The organism is Rheinheimera sp. 1928-s, assembly GCF_029269265.1.
Taxonomy (GTDB): Bacteria; Pseudomonadota; Gammaproteobacteria; order Enterobacterales; family Alteromonadaceae; genus Pararheinheimera.
In genome coordinates, this window is the sequence record NZ_JARIXP010000001.1 from 72433 (window position 1) to 93548 (window position 21116).

A 21116-nucleotide genomic window follows, 5' to 3' on the forward strand; every position below is an offset into this window, starting at 1 on the left:
GATGATGTAAAGTTATATTTTTTGTTTTACTATGTGCTCATTACAACGATAAAATCAGGTAGGGAATGCATGAAAGATATCAATGATTTACCGAAAAATGTTCATGACAGGCTTGAGTACCTTGAGTTTATGCTGCGTTTTAGGGGGTGGGTTTCTCGTGCTGATTTGACTGAACGGTTTGGCTTGGGCGAAGCCGCTGCCACAAGGGACATTAGACTTTACCGCGAGCATGCAGAGAAAAATCTGAAGTTAAATCAAAAAACTAAAAAATATGAAATTAACGAGGACACTTTTACTCCACTCTTTGCGTTTTCAATTCAAAGTGCTCTTTCTAAATTGCGAACAACTACTGTAGCGGAAGCATTGGGTCTCTCAGAGTTTGATGGGGTTATGAGTCCACCGCGATTAGCATACCCTTCTGTGGAAGTTCTTTCGGCAGTGACGCGTGCGATTTCCTCATCCGTTGCGCTCAGGGTTACTTACAAAGCGGTAAAAAGCGGTCAATCTGAAAAGTTGCTATATCCATTGGCTATTTTTGACAACGGTATTCATTGGTATTTAAGAGCTTTTGACCCGGATAAAAATGAATATAGAGTGTATGCACTGACGCGCTTTGTTTCTGTTGAGATGGCTCATGACACTCGTGTGAAGATAGAAATTAAAAATCAGGATCACCAATGGACCCGGATGGTGGAACTCGAACTTGTTTCACATCCGAATCCAAAAAATGTCAGAACCCCAGAAACCATAACTCATGACTTCAATATGAAGGATGGCAAGCTAAAGTTGACGGTCAGGGCAACAGTTGTGGGCTATTGGCTAAGGCATTGGAACGTTGATTGCACTGAAGACCATAGTCTCGAAGGGTTTCATTATCAATTGTGGTTGAAAAACCATCAAACACTTTACGGCGTAGAGAGCAGAAACCTTGCTCCAGGCCTTTCCGAATATCACGAACAGAATTAATGAGCAGCGAAGCTCAAGAGGTTTAATTAATGGATCACGGCGTACACAATAAATTAGTTAGTTTCATATGGGGTATTGCAGATGACTGTCTGCGTGATGTTTATGTTCGTGGCAAGTACCGTGACGTCATTCTTCCAATGGTAGTTCTTCGCCGTCTCGATACGTTACTGGAGATAAATAAAGAGATCGTACTTGCTGAAGTTAGGTATCAAAAAGAAGAAATGGATGCGACAGAACTCGATGATGAGGCTTTAAAAGCAGCGTCAGGACAAGTATTTTACAACATTTCGAAATGGACACTTAAAAGTCTGTTCTCGACAGCTACTAACAACCAGCAAATCTTACTAGCTAACTTTGAGGAATACCTCAACGGTTTTAGTTCTAACGTGAAGGAAATCATTGATCGCTTTGAGTTAAAATCCAAAATCCGTCACATGGCTGGCAAGGACGTGTTGTTAGATGTACTGGAAAAGTTTGTCTCCCCCTATATCAACCTTACGCCAAATCCAGCTGAAGACCCCGATGGCAATAAATTACCTGCGCTGACCAATTTAGGCATGGGCTATGTATTTGAAGAGCTGATCCGTAAATTTAACGAAGAGAACAATGAGGAGGCTGGAGAACACTTCACTCCACGTGAAGTTATTGAGTTAATGACTCACCTCGTGTTTGATCCCATAAAAGACGAGTTACCACTGACCATTTCTATTTACGATCCTGCCTGCGGCAGTGGCGGTATGCTGACCGAGTCGCAAAATTTCATCGAAGAAAAGTATCCGTCGTCCAATCGCGATATTTATTTATTCGGAAAAGAAATTAACGACGAAACCTATGCCATCTGTAAGTCTGACATGATGATTAAGGGTAACAACCCTGAGAACATCAAAGTTGGTTCCACTCTTTCCACCGACGAGTTCGCCTCAGATCGTTTTGACTTTATGCTGTCAAATCCACCGTATGGGAAAAGCTGGGCGTCAGAACAGAAAAATATCAAAGATGAAGGTGAGGTTATAGATCCGCGTTTTAAAGTAGAACTAACTGATTACTGGGGGAATAAAGAAACCGTTGATGCAACACCCCGCTCCAGCGATGGACAACTCCTCTTCCTGATGGAAATGGTCAGTAAAATGAAGTCTCCGGACGTCAGCTCTCTAGGTAGTCGTATTGCTTCGGTACACAACGGCTCCAGCTTATTTACCGGTGATGCCGGTGGCGGTGAAAGCAATATTCGTCGCTATATTATCGAAAACGATATGCTCGATGCCATAGTGCAGCTGCCTAATAACCTGTTTTACAACACCGGTATTACCACCTACATTTGGCTGCTGAATAACAAAAAGCCAGCCAACAGAAAAGGTAAGGTGCAACTCATCGATGCCAGCTTATTGTATCGCAAGCTACGTAAGAACCTGGGCAATAAAAACTGCGAATTTGCCCCAGAGCATATTGAAGAAATCACCCAGACCTATCTGGATTGTGTGGCTATTGAGCGCAAACTTGACGAGAACAAGGACCCAATTGGTATCGCCAGTCAGGTATTTGAAAACAAGGATTTTGGTTACTACAAAGTCACTATTGAAAGGCCGGACCGTCGTAAAGCCAAATTTACCTCTGATGTGATAGGGCCTTTGCGTTTTGATAAGTCATTACACGACGTAATGAAGTACCTGTATGAGGAATATGGCGATAACGTCTACGAAAAAGGTTTCTTAAAAGGTATCAGCAAAGACGTCCTTGAATGGTTTGAAGAAAAGGACATCAGTATTAACACTAAAGCAAAGGCTAAACTGCTGGATGAAAAATATTGGCAGAAGCTGCGCGATAATCTTGAAACCGCCAAAATGCTACTGAGTCAGATTGGTACAGAAGAGTTTAGTGATTTTAACTTGTTTAAAGATAAAGTCGATTCGGTACTCAAAGCGAAAAACATCAAGCTTTCTGCACCGGAAAAAAATGCCATTCTTAACGCAGTAAGCTGGTACGACGAGAGTGCCGTAAAGGTCGTGAAAAAGGTAGTTAAGCTCTCAGGCAGTAAACTAGGTGAATTGCTCGACTATTTAAGGTGTGATCAAAGTGAACTGGCAGACTATGGTTATTATCCCACTGGCAAAGCCGGTGAGTTTGTCACCTATGAATCCAGCTCCGATTTACGTGATGCCGAGTCGATTCCTCTAAAAGATAGCATTTATCGCTATTTCATAACAGAGGTTAAACCTCATGTAGAAGAAGCATGGATCAATCTGGATAGCACCAAAATTGGCTATGAAATCAGTTTTAATAAGTACTTCTACCAGCATAAACCTTTACGCTCGCTGGAAGCAGTTGCCAAAGATATTATTAGGTTGGAGCAAAAGGCCGAAGGTTTAATAGCTCAGATATTAGGTGTAGGTATAGCCGATGTTCAGGGAGATGTCTGATGGGATCATTAGCTACAAAGCCTCGGTACGATGCATACAAAGACTCTCGCGAAGGGTGGATTGGAGAAATACCAAGTCATTGGCACGTTCAAAAGCTGAAACACTTATTTTATGAAAAAAAGCATACTTCAAATCCTACATTGGGCTGCGGCGCGATTAGTTTTGGGGAAGTGATATCAAAGGACGATGACAAGATACCTTTATCAACTAAAGCCTCTTACCAAGAAGTATTGAGTGGTGAGATCCTCATCAATCCGTTAAACCTGAATTACGATTTGAAGAGTTTGCGAATCGCATTATCTAGAATCGATGTTGTAGTTAGTGCTGGGTATATCGTCATCAAAGAAAAGACTGATATTGATAAGGGATATTTTAAATATCTTTTGCATCGATATGATGTTGCCAACATGAAACTTCTCGGCTCAGGGGTCCGACAAACTATTAACTTCCACCATATTGCCAATAGCCAGCTAGTCCTGCCTATTAAGTCTGAACAGGTTGCTATCTCAAGGTTTTTAGATCAGAAATCAGCGCAGATTTATGAAGCGATTGCTATAAAAGAGAAGCAAATCGCTCTGCTAAAAGAGCGTAAGCAAATCATTATCCAGCAAGCCGTTACCCAAGGGCTAGATCCAAATGTGCCGATGAAAGACTCCGGTGTAGGTTGGATTGGACGAATACCCGCTAACTGGGAAGTAAGAAAAAGTAAATACCTCTTCACTCAAAGAAAAGAACGAGCTTGGAAAAGTGATGTTCAATTATCTGCAACTCAAGCTTATGGCGTGATCCCTCAGAGCGAATATGAGGCATTGTCAGGTAATACTGTAGTCAAGATTCAATTCCATCTAGATAAACGAAAGCATGTTGAGAAAGATGATTTTGTAATCAGCATGAGGAGCTTTCAAGGTGGATTAGAGAGAGCTTGGTCAAGCGGCTGCATACGATCTTCTTACGTTATTCTGAGGTCATTAGAAGAAATAAATCCAGATTTTTATGGTTACTTATTGAAACTACCTAGCTATATCAAGGCATTGCAAAGAACAGGAAGTTTTATTCGAGATGGTCAGGATTTAAACTTTGATAACTTTGCTCAGGTGGATTTATTTATACCGCCTATTGAAGAACAATGTGAAATCGCGAACTATGTCAAAGGATTTATGGTTTCGTCCGACAAAGGAATAGCACTGCTTCAGGAACAAATAGAAAAACTCAAAGAATACAAAGCCACGCTAATTCATAGTGCTGTTACCGGAAAAATCAAATTAGTATAACAAGGAGGTAAGGTGGTTAGTCAAACAAACGAGCAAGCGCTAGAGTCGGCCATTGAGAAGCATTTAACTGGCACCTGCTTAGAAGAATTAAAAGCTGGTGTGGGAGAAGCTAGGCCTGGCTTTGGCAACACTCAATATCGGATTGGCCAACCGTCTGACTTCAACACGCAGTATGCACTTGATGAGCATTTTTTCTGGGCCTTCTTGGAAAAGACACAACACGATGAACTAGACAAAGTTAAGCGCAATAACCCCAACGACTGGCGGCTGAAGATCTACGAACGCTTTGACCGGCTGATTAAAAAGCATGGTATTTTGCACCTTCTAAAAAAAGGCTTGAGTGTAGATGATGCCCACTTTAATCTCATGTTTCCGGCACCTCTTGTCAGTAGCAGTGATAAGGTAAAGCAAAACTTTGCCGACAATCTGTTTAGTTGCACCCGCCAACTGCATTATTCCCAAACGAACCCTTTGCAAGAAATTGATATGGTGCTGTTTATTAATGGCATTCCATTGATAACTTTGGAACTGAAGAACCCCTGGACCAACCAAACAGCACGTTATCACGGTCAGAAGCAGTATCGGGACGACAGAGATACCAATCAGCCACTGTTAAATTTTGGTCGCTGTTTAGTGCATATGGCAGTAGACACCGATGAGGTGTATATGACCACCAAACTGGCAGGAAAAAGCACTTTCTTTTTGCCATTTAATAAAGGCCATAACTTAGGTCAAGGTAACCCGACGAACTCTAAAGGACATAAAACGGCTTATCTGTGGGAAGATGTATTTAGAAAAGAAAGTTTGGCCAATATTATCCAGCATTTTGTAAGGTTAGATGGAAGTAGCAAAGAGCTGCTCAACAAGCGAACTCTGTTCTTCCCTCGTTATCATCAGATGGATGTGGTCAGGCGACTGGTTACACATGCAGCCGAAAATGGCGTTGGCCAGACCTATTTGATCCAGCATTCAGCAGGTTCCGGTAAATCGAACTCTATTACCTGGGCTGCTTATCAGCTTATAGAAACCTATCCAGTGTCGGATAGTGTGCCTGGCAGCAGAGGTATGGATCAGCCGTTATTCGATTCAGTGATTGTTGTCACCGATAGACGTCTTTTAGATAAGCAGCTTCGCGACAATATCAGAGAGTTTTCTGAAGTGAAAAACATTGTGGCCCCTGCTCATAAGTCTTCTGAGCTGAAGTCTGCGTTGGAAAATGGTAAGAAAATCATTATTACCACGATCCAGAAATTCCCTTTCATCATTGATGGGATTGCTGATTTAAGTGAAAAGCGCTTTGCTGTGATCATTGATGAGGCGCACAGCTCTCAATCAGGTTCTGCTCATGACAATATGAATAGAGCTATGGGAAGAGCCGAAGTTGAAGAAGTCGAAGACGTACAAGATAAAATTTTACAGGCAATGAAGTCGCGCAAAATGCGAGGAAACGCCTCTTATCTGGCATTCACTGCCACACCAAAGAACACGACATTGGAAAAGTTTGGCGAACGCAAGGCTGACGGTAGCTTTAGGCCATTCGATCTCTACTCAATGAAGCAAGCTATTGAGGAAGGATTTATTCTTGATGTTTTGGCTAACTATACAACCTATAAAAGCTATTACGAGATTGAAAAATCCATAGAGGATAATCCTGAGTTCGATACTCGCAAAGCGCAGAAGAAGCTACGGGCTTATGTAGAGCGCAGTCAGCAGACCATCGATATCAAAGCTGAGATTATGCTGGATCACTTTATCCCACATATAGTGAATCCTAAAAAGCTTAAAGGTAAAGCCAAAGGCATGGTAGTGACGCAAAATATCGAAACGGCAATTCGTTACTACAAGGCTATTACGCGAATGTTGGTTGCACAAGGTAACCCATTTAAAGTTGCGATTGCTTTTTCTGGCTCCAAGGAGGTGGATGGTATTGAATACACTGAAGCCGATATGAATGGTTTCGCTGAAGGGGATACTAAAGATAAGTTTGACACAGACGAATACCGTTTGCTGATTGTAGCAAACAAGTACTTGACTGGTTTTGACCAACCCAAGCTTTGTGCGATGTATGTTGATAAAAAGCTGGCAAGCGTGCTTTGTGTGCAGACACTTTCTAGGTTAAATCGTGCGGCACCTAAATGGGGTAAAAAAACGGAAGATCTTTTTGTGCTTGATTTCTTCAACTCAGTTGATGATATCAAGACTGCTTTTGACCCATTTTATACCGCGACATCCTTGTCTGAAGCGACAGATATTAATGTTTTGCATGAGCTGAAAGACGAGTTAGATGATGTGGGTGTGTATGAATTCATCGAAGTTGAAGAGTTTATAAAGCGATATTTCAATGACGAAGATGCCCAGAAGTTAAGTCCAATCATTGATATTGCAGCCAACAGATTCAACATCGAGCTGGAACTAGAAAACGATGCTAAGGCAGACTTCAAAATCAAAGCCAAACAGTTTGTGAAAATTTACGGCCAGATGGCGTCAATAATGCCCTATGAAATAGCTGCCTGGGAAAAGCTGTTCTGGTTCCTTAAGTTTCTGATTCCAAAACTCAAAGTGGAAGACCCGGATGCTGAACTGCTGGATGAGTTACTGGATTCGGTAGATCTAAGCTCATACGGCCTTCAGCGTGTAAAACTTGGGCATTCTATTGAACTGGATGAAGCAGAAACAGAGTTAGAGCCACAGAACCCCAATCCACGGGGAGCGCATGGCGGTGATAAGCTAAAAGACCCTTTGGATGAAATCATCAGAAGTTTCAATGAGCGTTGGTTCCAAGGCTGGAGTGCGACACCTGAAGAACAGCGGGTTCGTTTGTTGAGCATGGCAGAATCCATTAAGTCTCACCCGGATTTTAAAGACAAATACCAGAACAATTCTGATCCACACAGTCAAAGTCTTGCCTTTGAAAAGCTGTTTAAGGAGATCATGTTGCAGCGCCGCAAGGACGATCTAGAGTTCTATAAGCTCTTTGCCGGAGATGACGCATTCAAATCCTCGCTGATGCAAAGCATGCAGCGGCTTGTGGGCTTGTAGCACCGTCAAGGGGCATGGCTAAACTATTGGATAGTGGAGATATCTCTTGATTTACCACGGACTTGGAAACGATCTTATTAATTTTGCGTTTGACCCTATTAAATATCGGAATGTTCTGGGGGTCCAGGCAAGTCCCACAGTAAGAGTATTTAATAAATGCCTAAATATAGTAATGCCATACAAAACAGATATTGAAGAGTTCGAAGAATTCCTATTCGGCATTATTCTCCAAGCTGAGGAGCAGATTAACAAACTCAGAAACGGCCCTCCTAGCGGAATGTATGATAGAGATAAGTCTAATTTAATCAATAAAATCAAAGATTATCTGAGAATAGATGTCAAAAACAGCAGGGACGGAGCCACAGATCCAGTTCATGCACAAGCTATTTTGGATTACACCGATAATCAACTTCTTGTGACCTTCGGTTACAATGTAGATAGGCTTTCTGAACGCTACGGCATCAAAAGAGAGCATTTTTTGCTGATTGATGGGGCTATTGTCATTTCGGCAATGATGCTGAGTGAAATATATGTGTTTGTGAAATCTGGCTACATCAGTATCAGGAAGCTAAAAGGCGGTTTTGAATTAACTCTTAAAGATTCAACTGTGCCATATCACAAGGCGCTTGGAGTATCTGAATTACTTGAAAAAAAATCAACTGATGCGGATGAATTTACTCTTTACAGCGCAACTTCCATGATGAATAGCGGATATGTTCCTCTTGACGTTGCAGAGCACACTATAGATGAAGTGTTTGATAAGGTTTTATCGATTCAGCCTAAGTATTTATCTGATGAAGCTAAAGCGTCAGAGCACTACCGTTTTATCAGGGAATGTGTAGCCATTATGGCATTCACACAATGCTTTAAACTGCGGGGACAGGACATACCTGCTAAATTCTTTTTCGATAATCAGCTATGTCGCCCCGAATCACTGACTTTTATCTGTAACAACCTGCGTTCATTAAACTCCTTAAAAGGAAACCATTTTAGTGCGTTAGATTTTGATGGCAGATCATTTAAGCCTGGTGACCTTGAGTTCAGTATCGCAACCCGTCATTTCGTCTTCGCTGCGTCTGAGTTGCTCAGTACAAAGGTAGATACCAAGAATGAGCTAATTAAATTTGGAGATGTCTTCGAAAAGGACTACATATACAGGCGCATACAGAGCATAAACCCTGCTCGATACCAGATCTATCCAAGCCTTAACCCTAATAATAATGCGGAAATTAAAGGTTATGATATTGACCTAGTTATCGAAGATAAAATGTTTGATCAGTTCTATTTTGTTCAAGTGAAGTATCGCACGAAATGGTTGCCTAAGTATTATTCTGAGCGCTATTGGGAGTTAAACAAGGGGTTACTGCAAAGCTACGAACGTCAGTTGAGGATATTCAAGGATAACCTTAACCATCAAAGCATCCGTAAAAAGCTCAGCCAGCAAAAATACAAAGGGTTAGAACGTGCTACAGATGAAAATTCGCATTTCGTGTTCCTGCACAACATTCCATTTCTGAATTTTTACGAGTTAGATGGCATCTACTTCTATGAATGGAATTTATTTCGAAACTTGATGCAGGGAGCAAAGGTCTATTTTACGCAATACGACACAAAGGGAGCTGAGACGAGAAATCCATTTATGCTTCACGATATCGTTGCAGCTTTAGAAGCATATATTGATGATAAAAATGCGAAAACATCAATAAGACCAGATTTGGAAGCTTATACCAATTCGTTAGTGCAGTTGAAAGTAAAGTCTCATGGGAAGACTACCTGTGTTGATATGCCTTTGGTTTAGCTGCGGAAGTTTAATTCTCTATAGCACGGTATATGCTTGGTATAATCAGATGTACTGGCTCATATATTGTGTTTGATGACTGGATTGTTACTATGGAGCATGAGAGTTATCTCTTTGGTTTTGATTAAGGATTCGACACCTACAATCAACACTGGTAACTCTCACCGTTTCAAGGCGATGTGTCAGAGCGAGTCGAAGCTAGTTCATATAATGTGAACAAAGCCTATGTAATTTTGTTCACATTAACCAATTTGTTATCTTTATTATTCAACCATTTTAATAATGGTTTTGTGTTTATCGCTAGTTGACCAAGCTCGCCTGAACTCATAATCATGATAACAATCATTTTCCATCACGTCTGGTAACATACTAATAATTACCGATTTAATTTCTTCGTATGTTTCATATATACTGTGAACATCGCTTGTTAATTCGCTTAACTTATTGTTTTTAGAAGTCATATCGTCGATTTTATCTACCAAATAACAAGCTGTATTAAAGTTCTCCATAAAATAATGAGCGGTTATTAGATCAAAATTATTGTAATTTTCGTAGTCATAGCGGTCATATTCTTCACTGTAGCAAGGTTCCCCAACTTCAAGCCATAAGTCATACAGTTTTTTGTATGTTTTATTTAATATAGCGAGTTCGTTTTTATACGGTAACCTTACAAGTTGTGATAGTGAGCTGGGTGAAAGTAAATCATCCTGAGTAAATCTAACATCTACTGTTTTCTTTTTTTCTTCTTTTTCTTTATGCAATTTATTTCTTGTATCTTTTTTATTGACAAGCTTCCAGTAAATTTTAGGTTCATTATCATTAAAGGATACTAATACTAAGATCACGGGATCGCTTATAGACTCCCAATATTTTAGATGCTCCAATTTTATCGATATTTTAAGCTCAGGATTAATGGAAGTCTTAATTTGTGCTGCTAGAAACTCCCCTGTAGAATGCATAGCTTCATCCATAATTTCAATTTGTGCATCAATACCAATATCCACGTCAAGCAGTCGGCATGGCCAGTTGAGATATCTCAAAACCCAGTAGGCGAAGTAGTGCTCCGCAGCCTTTCCATTTGCATTATTTAAATCTAACTTCAAAACTCAATCAGTCCTTAAAAACATAACGCCGCCAACACGCGCGGCTTTGAAGCCGAGGCGAAGCCGCAACGAAAAGGCGTCGGTGTGCTTTGCATTATTAGCCACTCTTGAACATGAGCGTAACCCGAGATCCTTCGTATATTCTAAGATACATTATTGTATTGACTAGATCATTCCCGCTTGCCACTTGATAGCAAAATACGTCAGGGTTCTCTCCAAATCGTTCACAATTTTCCATAAGCTGCTCAGTACATTGCTGCATCCTTTCATTTGGCTCATTCAAATCTCGCGCATCAGGTTCCGTGAGATGCATAAGGAAGTGAGGGTAAGCTTGGACAGTACCAAACCAAGGCTTTCTAAAATGGTGGTAGTACAATGCACAACCAATAGACTGAAGAGATGAATTAAGTCTTTTCTCATCTATTCGGACAGCAATAGTCTGATGAGCCTCTCCAGTCACATTATCGACAGCGGTAACTGGAACATTCGTCTCTGTGATGCTTTGGATTAAAGATGGGTTGTTTTCAATCGCTCTTAGCGCTTTCTTGAAGAAATAGTTTTCAGCTGTTTGATTGTTAGGAATATTGAGAAGCAGCGTGTACAGAAGATACTCGTCGTCCTTTGACTTCTGGCTGTTGTGCAGATCACATGATGGAACAGTTATGAGTTGTTTCCGCAGATCCTCCCCATCAGGCAAATCCTTTTTCTGCGGAAACAAGCACCGCGGCGGGACATGTTCCACCGAAGTTTTTGGCTGACTACACATATAGCAAGTTTCTTTTGTCACGCTAATCAATCCATTCTGGCTAACAGCTTACTAGTACGAATTCCCGGTTAAGGACGTTATCCACAACCTTACCTTTTCCAACTAATGATTTTTTTATTTAATAATAGCAACCAGTTATCAGGTGCTTTTCTCACAAACAGCAAAGGAAGATGCTAAAAAGTGAGCCATTACTTATTCTAACCTTATCCAACTCGCTAAGTAATTTATTTTCCCATTGAATATCAGATGGCTATGTTTTATTAGCGCATAACCGAGCCGTTTTTGTTTAGTACATAGTGTGCGAAAACCAACATCATTTGCAGATTTTTACTTATCCATGTTGTTGGCGCGAAGGTCTACTACTGGTACTAAGCTGACAGTCAGATTTGATCAAGCTCGATCATGACAAGGGTCAGATGAAATTAAGGCTAATCCCGATGAGATAGTCAAAGGCTCAATTAATAGTTAGTTTTAGTGGGGCCTCTTAGGTATCCTCAGAATTTGTGACGTTATTCAGTTTTGAAAGCAAATAATCTGTCATTTTCTGCTGCCTCGCTAACTCTTGCCGAATTAAGTCTGAATCTATTTCTTCGTGATGGTCATCGACACTTTTAACGTAACCGGATACGGTTAATAGCGCTGAATTTGGGTCAATATCATGCACATCGACTAGAGAAGTCATGCCGCTATCAACATTGTCCATATGGTACAGACTTGCTAACTTTTCGATATTAGTTAGCTGATTGCATCTACCATCAAACGTGCAAAATGAGCTGGCATCAATGAATTTTATTTTGGTATTGTCACCCCGGTTTTTTTTCATGACCAGAATATACAGTGGTACTGTGCGAGAGGTGATCAGCTTTGGTGGAAGCTGAATGACGGCATCGACAAAGTTACCCTTGAGTAAAAGGTTACGTGCTTCACTTTCAAATTGCCTGTGAAGTGGGCCTTTGCCCAAAATCACAAAGCCTATACCGTCCTGCTTCAACGACCAGATAATGTGTTGGATGAAGCCATGTTCGCGATACTTATCAAAAATGGTGCCTGCGATAATTCGATTGTCGATGAATGTCTTATTTAACCTCTTTTTTTCTTCGTATTCGGCTAGCTCGCTGGTTTCAGTGGGCTGAAACAATGTAAACGCGACGTCAAAACTTTCAGGTTCTACATTAGCTCTTGGTGATAAGGCATAAGAGTGTTTTGTATCTATTTCACTAACACCAGCTATTACCAGCTTGTGGTTAATGTACTTAGCCGTTTGCATCACTGATTCAGTAGTAATAGACGCATTGATACTATGCAAGGCGTAAGAAACTGAAGACTCCCCAGTTGTTGCGTAGGGGTCGTAAGCTCTATGCGAGAAACGTCTATTCGCGAGGAGAGCAATTAACTCTGAAAAATCAAAAGGAGGTTCTTGGTAGTTAAAGTTTTTTCCCAGCCTGTCCTCAGCGTTCATTGTTTGTAACCGCTGCAAAACATGATCGTATATGACTGTCAGCTCATTCGCGGCTGAATTTAGCAGCGTTCCAGACTCATTTAAGAACGCCATTTTTTCTGCCATTTGAGTAATTTTTTCAACGTTGTTTAAGTTTATTATTGCAGTGAAAAACTCTGTAAAGTGAAAACGGTGGGACGGCTTTTTATACTCAAACCCCGCATCCAGCAATTGATCTACATCACTGTTATCAGCCACATCAGATAATTGTTCGAGAAGGGGAGCGTAATATCCGTTTTCTAGGTGGTTCACAAAACAGATAACGAGATAGGACAGAAAAACATCGCGCTGAGGGATGTTGTCATGGACAAAGCCTGACAAATTGAAGGTTTCAACCAAATCTCGAACTAACGATTCAGAATCGATCATTTCAAGTCTTCCCATAGATTACTGAAAACGGCGTTAATGTCTTGCTCCCTGCTCTTCATCAACTGTTGATGTAAAAACATTTCTTTTTTGATGCTATTAGCCGCCTCTGTTATCAGACGTTGTCGTTCCAAATCTATAGCGGGTAGTGGGAGTTTTGAGAGTATTTCTTTGCTAATTGCACTTTGATAGCTGCCGCCTGCATTGTCACTCATCCAGCGCTGAGCTTCGGAGCTATTAAGGTAATGAGCCAAAAAGTCTGGTAATAGCGGTTTATCGGTTTGTACTCTGAGTACAAAGAAATGTTGGTTTGCAACAATGTTTTTGGGCACAGAATCTAAGTATATTGCCTTTTTTACCGAACCTTTAGCCACAATCAATACATCGTTCAGCTTTAACGAATTGTCTACTTTGCTGCTGGACAGGTTGGTCTTGCCTAATTGCTCCCAACGGATTGGACGCAGATCGTTAGTCGTATCAACATCGCGGAGTTGAATGACTGAATGCGTTGGATCGTCTGATACCGGTATGCCGTTTTTAAAAGTTCTTCCAGAGCTAATATCCACAAGTTCTTTCAGTTTCATTGCTTCACTCTTTTCTGCGACAACCCTAACCTTATCACAACCCACTACAGAAGTGGGATTAAAAAATTGACATTTTCAAATATTCGATCAAAAATTTGATGGCTCATTAGCCCACTATGGAAGTGGGAGGTGCGGCTGATAGGTAGATGTATATTTAAAAGTAAACATTTACAGGTTTTAAAGGTGCAACCTATGGGTATGGGTAAAACAAGGGTTCGAACCACGAGTTCAATACAAAAAGCTTGGATTACAAATTTCGAGCAAAAATCAGCACGTGGGGACTACGAACCATTTTACAGAACTCAAGATATTACTTCGTCTGGTATCAAAGGAAGAATTCCTTGCCCAATAAACCCTGGGCTTGTGTATCACACACTTTCGTTGAATGAAACTTTCACACTCATCCAACTATTGCATGATCCGTTGGTGGTAGACATAAAAGAACAATACCCTGAATTAGATGTTAAAAAGTCAAAAGCATTTGCTGAGGCTTTGGGGATAAAGCATCCGAGACACGTCTGGAGTTCAACAGAATCAGTTATCACTTGGGACTTCCTGGTGGAGTTAAAGTTTGGTCCCAAACGAGCGATCAGTGTTAAGCCGGAATACTTATTGAAAGACAGACGAACGGTTGAAAAACTGAAACTGGAGAAAGCTCTGGCGGAAAGTTTGGGATATGAGCATATTGTGGTTACTGATAAGCAGGTGAAAACCGAGGAAGTCAAAAACATATTTAGAATATTGAGAGGTGCAAACTTACCCTCTGATTTAAAACGTATTTATTCAACATGGTTTCAACATTTTAGAGCACTTGTGCGCGAGAGCTTTTATCGTCCACTGTCTGAAACTGTTGAGAGCCTAGCTTGCGACAATCATCTCAGTTATGTCGATTCGTTCACATTGATGCAACACGCATTTTGGGTTTGGGACATCACTTCAGATCCCACAGTGCCACTTTATCCTGAATATTCTCCTTACGTTTTGGGGGTAGAAATTCATGCTTAATTACGACACGTTACTTTCACCAAATCCATTAGTTGAATCTGCACTTGTAGACGAAACTATGGTTGTCGTAGCCGTTTTTCCCGAGAGAGATTCGATCTGGCTTTTACCATACATAACAGTTGGGGAAAACAAAACCAAAAGCCCTGACAGAAAGCCTTTAGAGTTCGAATTGTCTTGTATTGAATCAGCAATACAGAACGGTGATTTGGTAACCGAACAGTTGCAGTTGGCAGCTTACCAAGACGTACCTGAGGAGTACTTACTTGATAGAGATGGCAATAAAATACCGTCAGCAGTAGAGCGCGACCGTAGGTATGAAATTGTTAAAAAAGCCTTGAGCTACGAAGACGAGTTGTTTTATCCGCTGCATGGCAAAGGTGTCATTGCCAAAGTAGCTAAAGAATTTAAGGTGACCCGTCACAACGTCCAGCGTTATTTAAACGAATATTTTCGCGGCGGCAGACATATTAATTCCCTTATCCCCAAAACAGGTCGTCACTCTACTGCTCCTGGACAGGATGCAAAGAAAATTGGGGCGGCACGAAGCACTGAGATACTTGGTATTGTCGGGAAAAATGTTGGGCCAACGGATTTAAAAAATATTTGTACGATTGCAAAAAAACACTATGTAAACAAGAAGGGAAAATCACTGCAATGGTGTTTTAAAGCGCTACTTGACGAGCACTATGCGTTAATCAAAGGAAAAATCCTCCAGGATGGTTCAAGAATAAAAACTGTACATGTTCCCGAAAATGAGCAGATCTCGTTTGGTCAGTTTTACTATTGGTTGCCAATAGTATTGGGCATGTCACGAAATGAAATAAAAGCGAAGCGAAGACAATATGCTACTCATAAATCAAACTTTGCCGGAAGAACTGGTGAAGTGGCTTATAATAGCCTGGGACCCGGCCAGGCTTTTCAGCTTGATTCGACTGAACTTGACATTGTAATAGTGTCACCCTATGACAGAAGAGTATCTTTAAAGAAAGTTACGTTATATGTCGTAAGGGACGTGTATACGAGGGCGATTGTTGGTATACATGTTGCCAGTGGCAAAGCTAGTTGGTACGAGGCAAGACTGGCACTGTTAAATGCATTTCGTGACAAAGTCTTAGTTGCGAAAGAATGTGGGTTAACTATTGAGGCAAGTGACTGGATAGAATCAGGTGTTCCTCAAGTTTTATTAGTTGATAACGAGGAGTTTGCCAACAAGATCAGTGCCTCAGTAGGCCGTGACTTGGGTCTTATTGTTCAATTTAGCCGAGCTTATTCTGGTGATGACAAAGGTTTAGTCGAATCGAGTTTTCATATGCTGCATGCAATGATGCGGAATGAGGAGCTGGCAGGTTTTCAATACAAAGGTTTGCTCGGAAGAAATAGACAGTTGCCGAGAACCACTGCTGCTCTGACCCCCAGAGATCTGCAACAAATACTCATCATTTTTGCGATATACCACAATCGCTGCGTTTGGAAAGATGATTACCCGTTAGAGCAGGCTGCCGCGTTTGACGGTGTTAAAGAAGTGTGTCGTGATTACTGGATTTGGGGGATAAAAAACAGGCCTTACTACCTTACACAAAAGCCGTTGCGCACGCTGTATTTGAGCCTACTTGAAGTTGGTGAACTGACTTTGCATAAGACTCATCTGATGCTAAAGGGCACACATATTAAATATCGTTGCGACGACGTTCGAGTGGCTAGGCTACAAGATAAAGCTGAAGGGCGAGCGAAGAAGCCATCATTACGCTGTCGCTATATCCGCTCCACCGTAGATAAAATTCTAATCGAACTCGATGGTAAATTGGTTATTGGTGAACTTCATTCTTGCCAGCAACAGTTCCAAGGTCTATCTCATGCAGAGTTTCAAGCCGCTTGGAAGATGCGTAAAGTACGCAAAGATATGCATTTGCATGAAGTTTCGGGAGAACGCAGCGATACTTCTCTATTAATTAGGCACATCAATAGTGAAGCAATAAAAACCAGAGATAACTTCATAGAACAAGCAGATGCTGCGCCGACTATAGATACAAAAACCGCTACTCAACTTCAAATTTCCGATAGTTATCAGATTGATAATGAAATGCTTGATCGCGCCACAAAACCACAAGCTAGCGTATCTGTCGTGAACAGCATTGCAGTAACCTTGCCGGAAGACAGCGCTGGAGCGGCAAGCCCACTTGAAGTAACGCCCAATGATACAAGTGTTGATATTCTCGATGCTATTCTGCTGGAGATGAATCATGGATAACATCATTCGATTTCCCGCGTCCTACAACAAAGACTTACCCGCAGAATATCTTGGTAATCCCTACATAGAGGCGTTACCAGAGATGATGGATAAGAAATCATATTTTGAAACGGTTATGTTTTTGCCTCGATTCGACAAAACTTTTCGTAATGAGCCAGATCACTTCAGAAAGGTAAAAATAGTTGAAACGTATAAGTACGTTGTACCCAATGAGCATTACTATGATTTGTATAAAACACTTTGGAGAATGCTTTTTACTACTTATACCGACCGAAATAGTTTTGACACTGAAGCCGTAAAAGAGCATTACACCAAGCTGTTACTCAAGAAAAAAATGGATAGAGTATGGACAGGTACAACAGGTGAAAGCTTGCTGTTGACTGCACCAAGTGGTTTTGGAAAAAGTATGATGGTAAGGCGCATACTGCTGTCATTGACTCAGGTAATTGATCACGAGGTACATGAAGGTAAGAAGTTCAGGCAGCCTCAAATTTTGTGGATTTATCTGAAGATCCCATCGAATGCTAATCGCAGAAGCCTCTGTCATTTGTTTTTGTCCGAAGTGGACAGGTGTGCTGGGACTGATTATGCACAGAAGACGCCAGAAAGCACACTGATCGGGAATTATGAGCGTATTTTTAGAACTATTATAGAAACGTATAAACTTGGCTTGCTCGTTGTCGATGAAATGCAAAATTTGACTGTCAGCAAAGCTGGCGGTGACCAAGAGTTCTTAAATTTCTTTAGTGAATTATCCGAACAATGGCGGCTTGGATTAGTCTTGATCGGAACGCCTAATATCATTCCCATACTGGAGAAGACATTTTCTGCGGGGCGACGGTTAACATCTGGAGGCGATAAACATTACGAGCGATATGCAATCGATTCTCCAATTTGGGAAGGCTTGGTTAAAGCGCTTTGGCCTTATCAGTATGTGAATACACAAAAAGAATTGTATGACGCTAAAAGGCTTATTGTTGATCGAAAATTGTACGAAGAAATTTACAAACTTACACAGGGGATCCCCTTTGTGTTTACCTTCTTATTTATACATGCCCAGATGATTGCTATTGAAAGTCCTGGTGCAGACGGTAACGAAGTGATTGGGGTCGGCAACTGGCGGCGTGCGTATAACGAAAGTTCTACTCTTATTAGAGCTGCTATCGAAGATATCCGAGCCACTGGTGGCAAAAGCTATCCAGATTTGATGCATGCTGCACAGTATCAATGTGCACCTGAAAAGACAGCTTTTATTGTAGAACTTCAAGCTATATTAACGAATAACTCCATTCCACCGAAAATTGCGAAAACGCTACGTGTAGAGATTTCTGCCTTCGAAAAAAACTATGTTTTGAATGAGAAAGAGCAGGCAATAATCGACAAAGTTAAGCAGCTCAATTTCTACGAGGATATTGCTGGTCCAAGTGAGGCGTTTATAGACGGCGAATGTGAGGTGGTTAATTGATGGTGCCATTTCATTGCCCAATAATGCCTCAAGAGCATTTGTTCAGTTGGCTAAATCGCATTCATTTGCTCTTCGGCCATAGTAAATTAAAACATACGTTGGCTTTTTTAAAGGTTGCAGATAAGCCCTTTAAGAGCAGTAATCATAATCAGTCATCTGTCGATGCTATTGAGCTATATAAGCGAGAGATAGTTAATGATGCATCAGGTTTTGAGGTGCATTCCTCTCTCCCTTTATGGTCGCTAACCTTTGCTTTTTCGTTTTTTGATAATTGGAAGCAAAAAAATACTGTATCTGTTCCATCCGCATACGATGCCGGTAATTTTGCGTTTCAAAGTAACTGGAAGTATTGCCCTCATTGCATACAGGAGGATATAGAACGGTGCGGTCACAGCTTTTGGCATGTAAAACATCAGTTGCCCAGTGTTACACATTTGTTATGTGCATAAGACTCAATTAATTGAAGATGATTTATTGCGAGATCTGCGGAATAAGCTGATCCCGCAGGCTCATAATTTTAATGCGCAAAAGTTGGAGGATGAAGTCGCGCTTCAGAACTGGAGTAAATTCGTCATTCAAGTATTTGACATCGTCGTCAAAAAACCAGAAGCGGGCGAATTTTTGGCCAATCAAATCAGAAGATACCTAAAAGTCCCTGCTGATTTGACTTACAAAGACAATGAGATGTTTCGGCCATTACAGACAAAATTTGATGAGGATATGCCTGATAGCATCTTGCGCCATCTGTTCTTCAGTTACAGCAAAAAGCGTGTGCGACCTCACAATCTTTTAAAAAATACACTGGGACATCGCCATACTGGGCGTTACGACATGAATTTCTCACACCCAGTGTGCTGGTTGGTAATCCTTTACTGGCTAAAAGATAAAGTGTCATGGGATTGCTGCGCCTGATGAAGCATGTGCCATTTTATTTACCCATACCAGATGATGAAGTGCCATACAGTACAATTGTAAGATATGCATTGCTAGGCGCTTTTCGAGCGCCTCAAGCGATGAAGCAGGTTTTTGGAAATCCCAAAAAGCGAATTCATCCCTACCTTCCTGGACAAATTGAGAGGTTTGCTGACTTCTTTGAACTCAACTCTATCGATGTCATTGAAAAAAGTACAATTTACCCCCTTCTTAAATTCACGCAACCCACTTGCCTGGCGGCCATTAAAAAGGCAATGCAGAATTATACTGATGACAAAGTTCTGCTAAGCACTGCAATAGGCCATTCGAGGTTTCGTACTTTTTATGGACTAAGTTATTGCCCATGCTGTGTTAAGCGGGATATTGATGACTTAGGTTTTGCTTATTGGCATATCAAACACCAAATACCCGGAGTGCAGGTATGCTTTGAGCACGGCTGCCTTTTATTAAGTATGGCGATGGGAGACGGCTATAGTGATCGAGTTTTGTCGTTACCACCATTTTCTCCGGTAACAGCTGTTACCGGTTCACTCACTCAGCTAAAGCTTGCTCAATTCTCGGCTCATCTTTTTGATTTGAGCCGAACCTGTGATGTTAATTACAGACTCGTGTATCAGCAATTACTTGAGAACGAGGGGTTAGTCAGCAGCACTGGCTGCTATATATCTATCAGTCGAGTGATCTCTGGTATGTCCGAGTACTGGAAAGGGTTAACTTTTACAAACCACTTAAAACCTGGAGTACCAGAAAAACTAAGTTCCTTCGACTTTTTAGGGCGCATGCTCAGAGCTGGAACTCATTATCACGCACATCCATTAAAGCATCTTCTCTTCAGTTGCTGGCTTACTGACAATGATGTCACAAAGTTACTTACTACCCGCTCCTGTACACTTCATCAACAGAAAGTATCGAATAAAGAGATGAGTGACATCGAGAGTAAAGTACTGAAGTTGTTGAAACAGAGCGTGAGTTTGAACAAAATTGAGGAGCATATTGGTAAAAGCCGTTGTTATATTCGGCGGATCGCAGAATTGAACGGCATTACTCACCTGTCTAATTCACAAGCATATCGTGCAGATGTGCGAAGAGCCGTGTTAATAAAAGCACTGTATGGAATGCACCGTGCCAAGATTGCGGAGCAAATGAATGTTGGTATTGGTTATGTTGAACAAGTGATAGGTAATTCTGCCGGAATGAGCGAATGGCGAAAGCACTTGCGAATACAGAAAAATGTTTTGGCTGCTTACACGCTTCTAAAGTCAGTTCGTAAAAAGAATCCAACGTGGAACAGGACTCGAATCAGGCAACACGCAGAGTCCGCTTATTTTGTACTTTACAACCATGATAAATCTCTAATTGAGAAAGTGCTGCCTAAAGCCTTAAAACCAACTACGTATAAAAAAGACTGGGCTGTAGAGGACGCTCGTATATTTGAGGAAATAAATAAGCTGAGCAATGTGGCAGCTATGTCTTTGTCAGAGATTGGTCGCAAAGTGAGTGACCACGGCTATCTTATACGCAAACTGACCAAGTTACCTAAAAGCCAAGCATTACTCGAAAAGCTTAAAAAACCATTATAAATCAAGTTTTTGTGAATAAATTTAATTTGTTCTCGCTGCCCCTTTAAAGGGCAAAAAGGTTGGTGCTAAGATTAGCT

The 21116-nt window shown here is 41.1% G+C and carries 15 protein-coding genes; 11 read left to right on the forward strand and 4 right to left on the reverse strand.

Features of this window, described 5'->3' with window-relative positions; all coding sequences use genetic code 11:
• The first annotated feature begins 69 nt into the window (after positions 1–69).
• Genes P3C17_RS00270 through P3C17_RS00290 form a run of 5 tightly spaced genes read left to right on the forward strand, consistent with a single transcriptional unit; the run spans position 70 to position 9491 of the window.
• Entirely contained in the window at positions 70–966 is an 897-nt protein-coding gene (locus P3C17_RS00270) for a WYL domain-containing protein (protein ID WP_300927578.1), read from the forward strand.
• A gap of 29 nt (positions 967–995) precedes the next feature.
• On the forward strand, positions 996–3383 hold the full coding sequence (locus tag P3C17_RS00275) for a class I SAM-dependent DNA methyltransferase (protein ID WP_300927579.1): 2388 nt from the start codon (positions 996–998) through the stop codon (positions 3381–3383).
• Entirely contained in the window at positions 3383–4654 is a 1272-nt protein-coding gene (locus P3C17_RS00280; RefSeq protein WP_300927580.1) for a restriction endonuclease subunit S, read from the forward strand. The genes P3C17_RS00275 and P3C17_RS00280 overlap by 1 nt, the downstream gene beginning before the upstream one ends.
• A 12-nt stretch (positions 4655–4666) precedes the next feature.
• Positions 4667–7693: a type I restriction endonuclease subunit R gene (locus tag P3C17_RS00285; RefSeq protein ID WP_300927581.1), complete on the forward strand. Its 3027-nt coding sequence runs from the start codon at positions 4667–4669 to the stop codon at positions 7691–7693.
• A 46-nt stretch (positions 7694–7739) separates the two neighbouring features.
• Positions 7740–9491: a hypothetical protein gene (locus tag P3C17_RS00290; protein WP_300927582.1), complete on the forward strand. Its 1752-nt coding sequence runs from the start codon at positions 7740–7742 to the stop codon at positions 9489–9491.
• 263 nt (positions 9492–9754) lie between these two features.
• Here the strand turns inward: P3C17_RS00290 and P3C17_RS00295 are convergent, their stop codons facing one another.
• The 4 genes from P3C17_RS00295 to P3C17_RS00310 all read right to left on the reverse strand — a co-directional run bounded on the left by P3C17_RS00295 (position 9755) and on the right by P3C17_RS00310 (position 13853).
• Positions 9755–10594 (reverse strand): DUF4365 domain-containing protein, encoded by an 840-nt coding sequence (locus P3C17_RS00295; RefSeq protein ID WP_300927583.1) that lies wholly within the window; start codon positions 10592–10594, stop codon positions 9755–9757.
• 97 nt (positions 10595–10691) lie between these two features.
• Entirely contained in the window at positions 10692–11381 is a 690-nt protein-coding gene (locus P3C17_RS00300) for a hypothetical protein (protein WP_300927584.1), read from the reverse strand.
• 463 nt (positions 11382–11844) lie between these two features.
• Positions 11845–13227 (reverse strand): N-6 DNA methylase, encoded by a 1383-nt coding sequence (locus tag P3C17_RS00305; protein WP_300927585.1) that lies wholly within the window; start codon positions 13225–13227, stop codon positions 11845–11847.
• On the reverse strand, positions 13224–13853 hold the full coding sequence (locus tag P3C17_RS00310; protein ID WP_300927586.1) for a restriction endonuclease subunit S: 630 nt from the start codon (positions 13851–13853) through the stop codon (positions 13224–13226). The genes P3C17_RS00305 and P3C17_RS00310 overlap by 4 nt, the downstream gene beginning before the upstream one ends.
• A 147-nt stretch (positions 13854–14000) precedes the next feature.
• On the opposite strand from P3C17_RS00310, the gene P3C17_RS00315 reads away from it, so the two are divergent.
• Genes P3C17_RS00315 through P3C17_RS00340 form a run of 6 tightly spaced genes read left to right on the forward strand, consistent with a single transcriptional unit; the run spans position 14001 to position 21039 of the window.
• A complete protein-coding gene (locus tag P3C17_RS00315; RefSeq protein ID WP_300927587.1) occupies positions 14001–14813 on the forward strand; it encodes a TnsA endonuclease N-terminal domain-containing protein in 813 nt (270 codons plus the stop codon).
• Positions 14806–17061 (forward strand): hypothetical protein, encoded by a 2256-nt coding sequence (locus P3C17_RS00320; protein WP_300927588.1) that lies wholly within the window; start codon positions 14806–14808, stop codon positions 17059–17061. Before P3C17_RS00315 ends, P3C17_RS00320 begins: the two co-directional genes overlap by 8 nt.
• On the forward strand, positions 17054–18526 hold the full coding sequence (locus P3C17_RS00325) for an ATP-binding protein (RefSeq protein ID WP_300927589.1): 1473 nt from the start codon (positions 17054–17056) through the stop codon (positions 18524–18526). The genes P3C17_RS00320 and P3C17_RS00325 overlap by 8 nt, the downstream gene beginning before the upstream one ends.
• Entirely contained in the window at positions 18526–18975 is a 450-nt protein-coding gene (locus P3C17_RS00330; protein WP_300928354.1) for a TniQ family protein, read from the forward strand. Before P3C17_RS00325 ends, P3C17_RS00330 begins: the two co-directional genes overlap by 1 nt.
• Positions 18968–19438, forward strand: a complete 471-nt coding sequence (locus tag P3C17_RS00335; RefSeq protein WP_300927590.1) for a hypothetical protein — start codon at positions 18968–18970, stop codon at positions 19436–19438. The genes P3C17_RS00330 and P3C17_RS00335 overlap by 8 nt, the downstream gene beginning before the upstream one ends.
• Positions 19420–21039, forward strand: coding sequence for a TnsD family Tn7-like transposition protein (locus P3C17_RS00340; RefSeq protein ID WP_300927591.1), 1620 nt, complete (start codon positions 19420–19422; stop codon positions 21037–21039). The genes P3C17_RS00335 and P3C17_RS00340 overlap by 19 nt, the downstream gene beginning before the upstream one ends.
• Positions 21040–21116 lie beyond the last annotated feature (77 nt).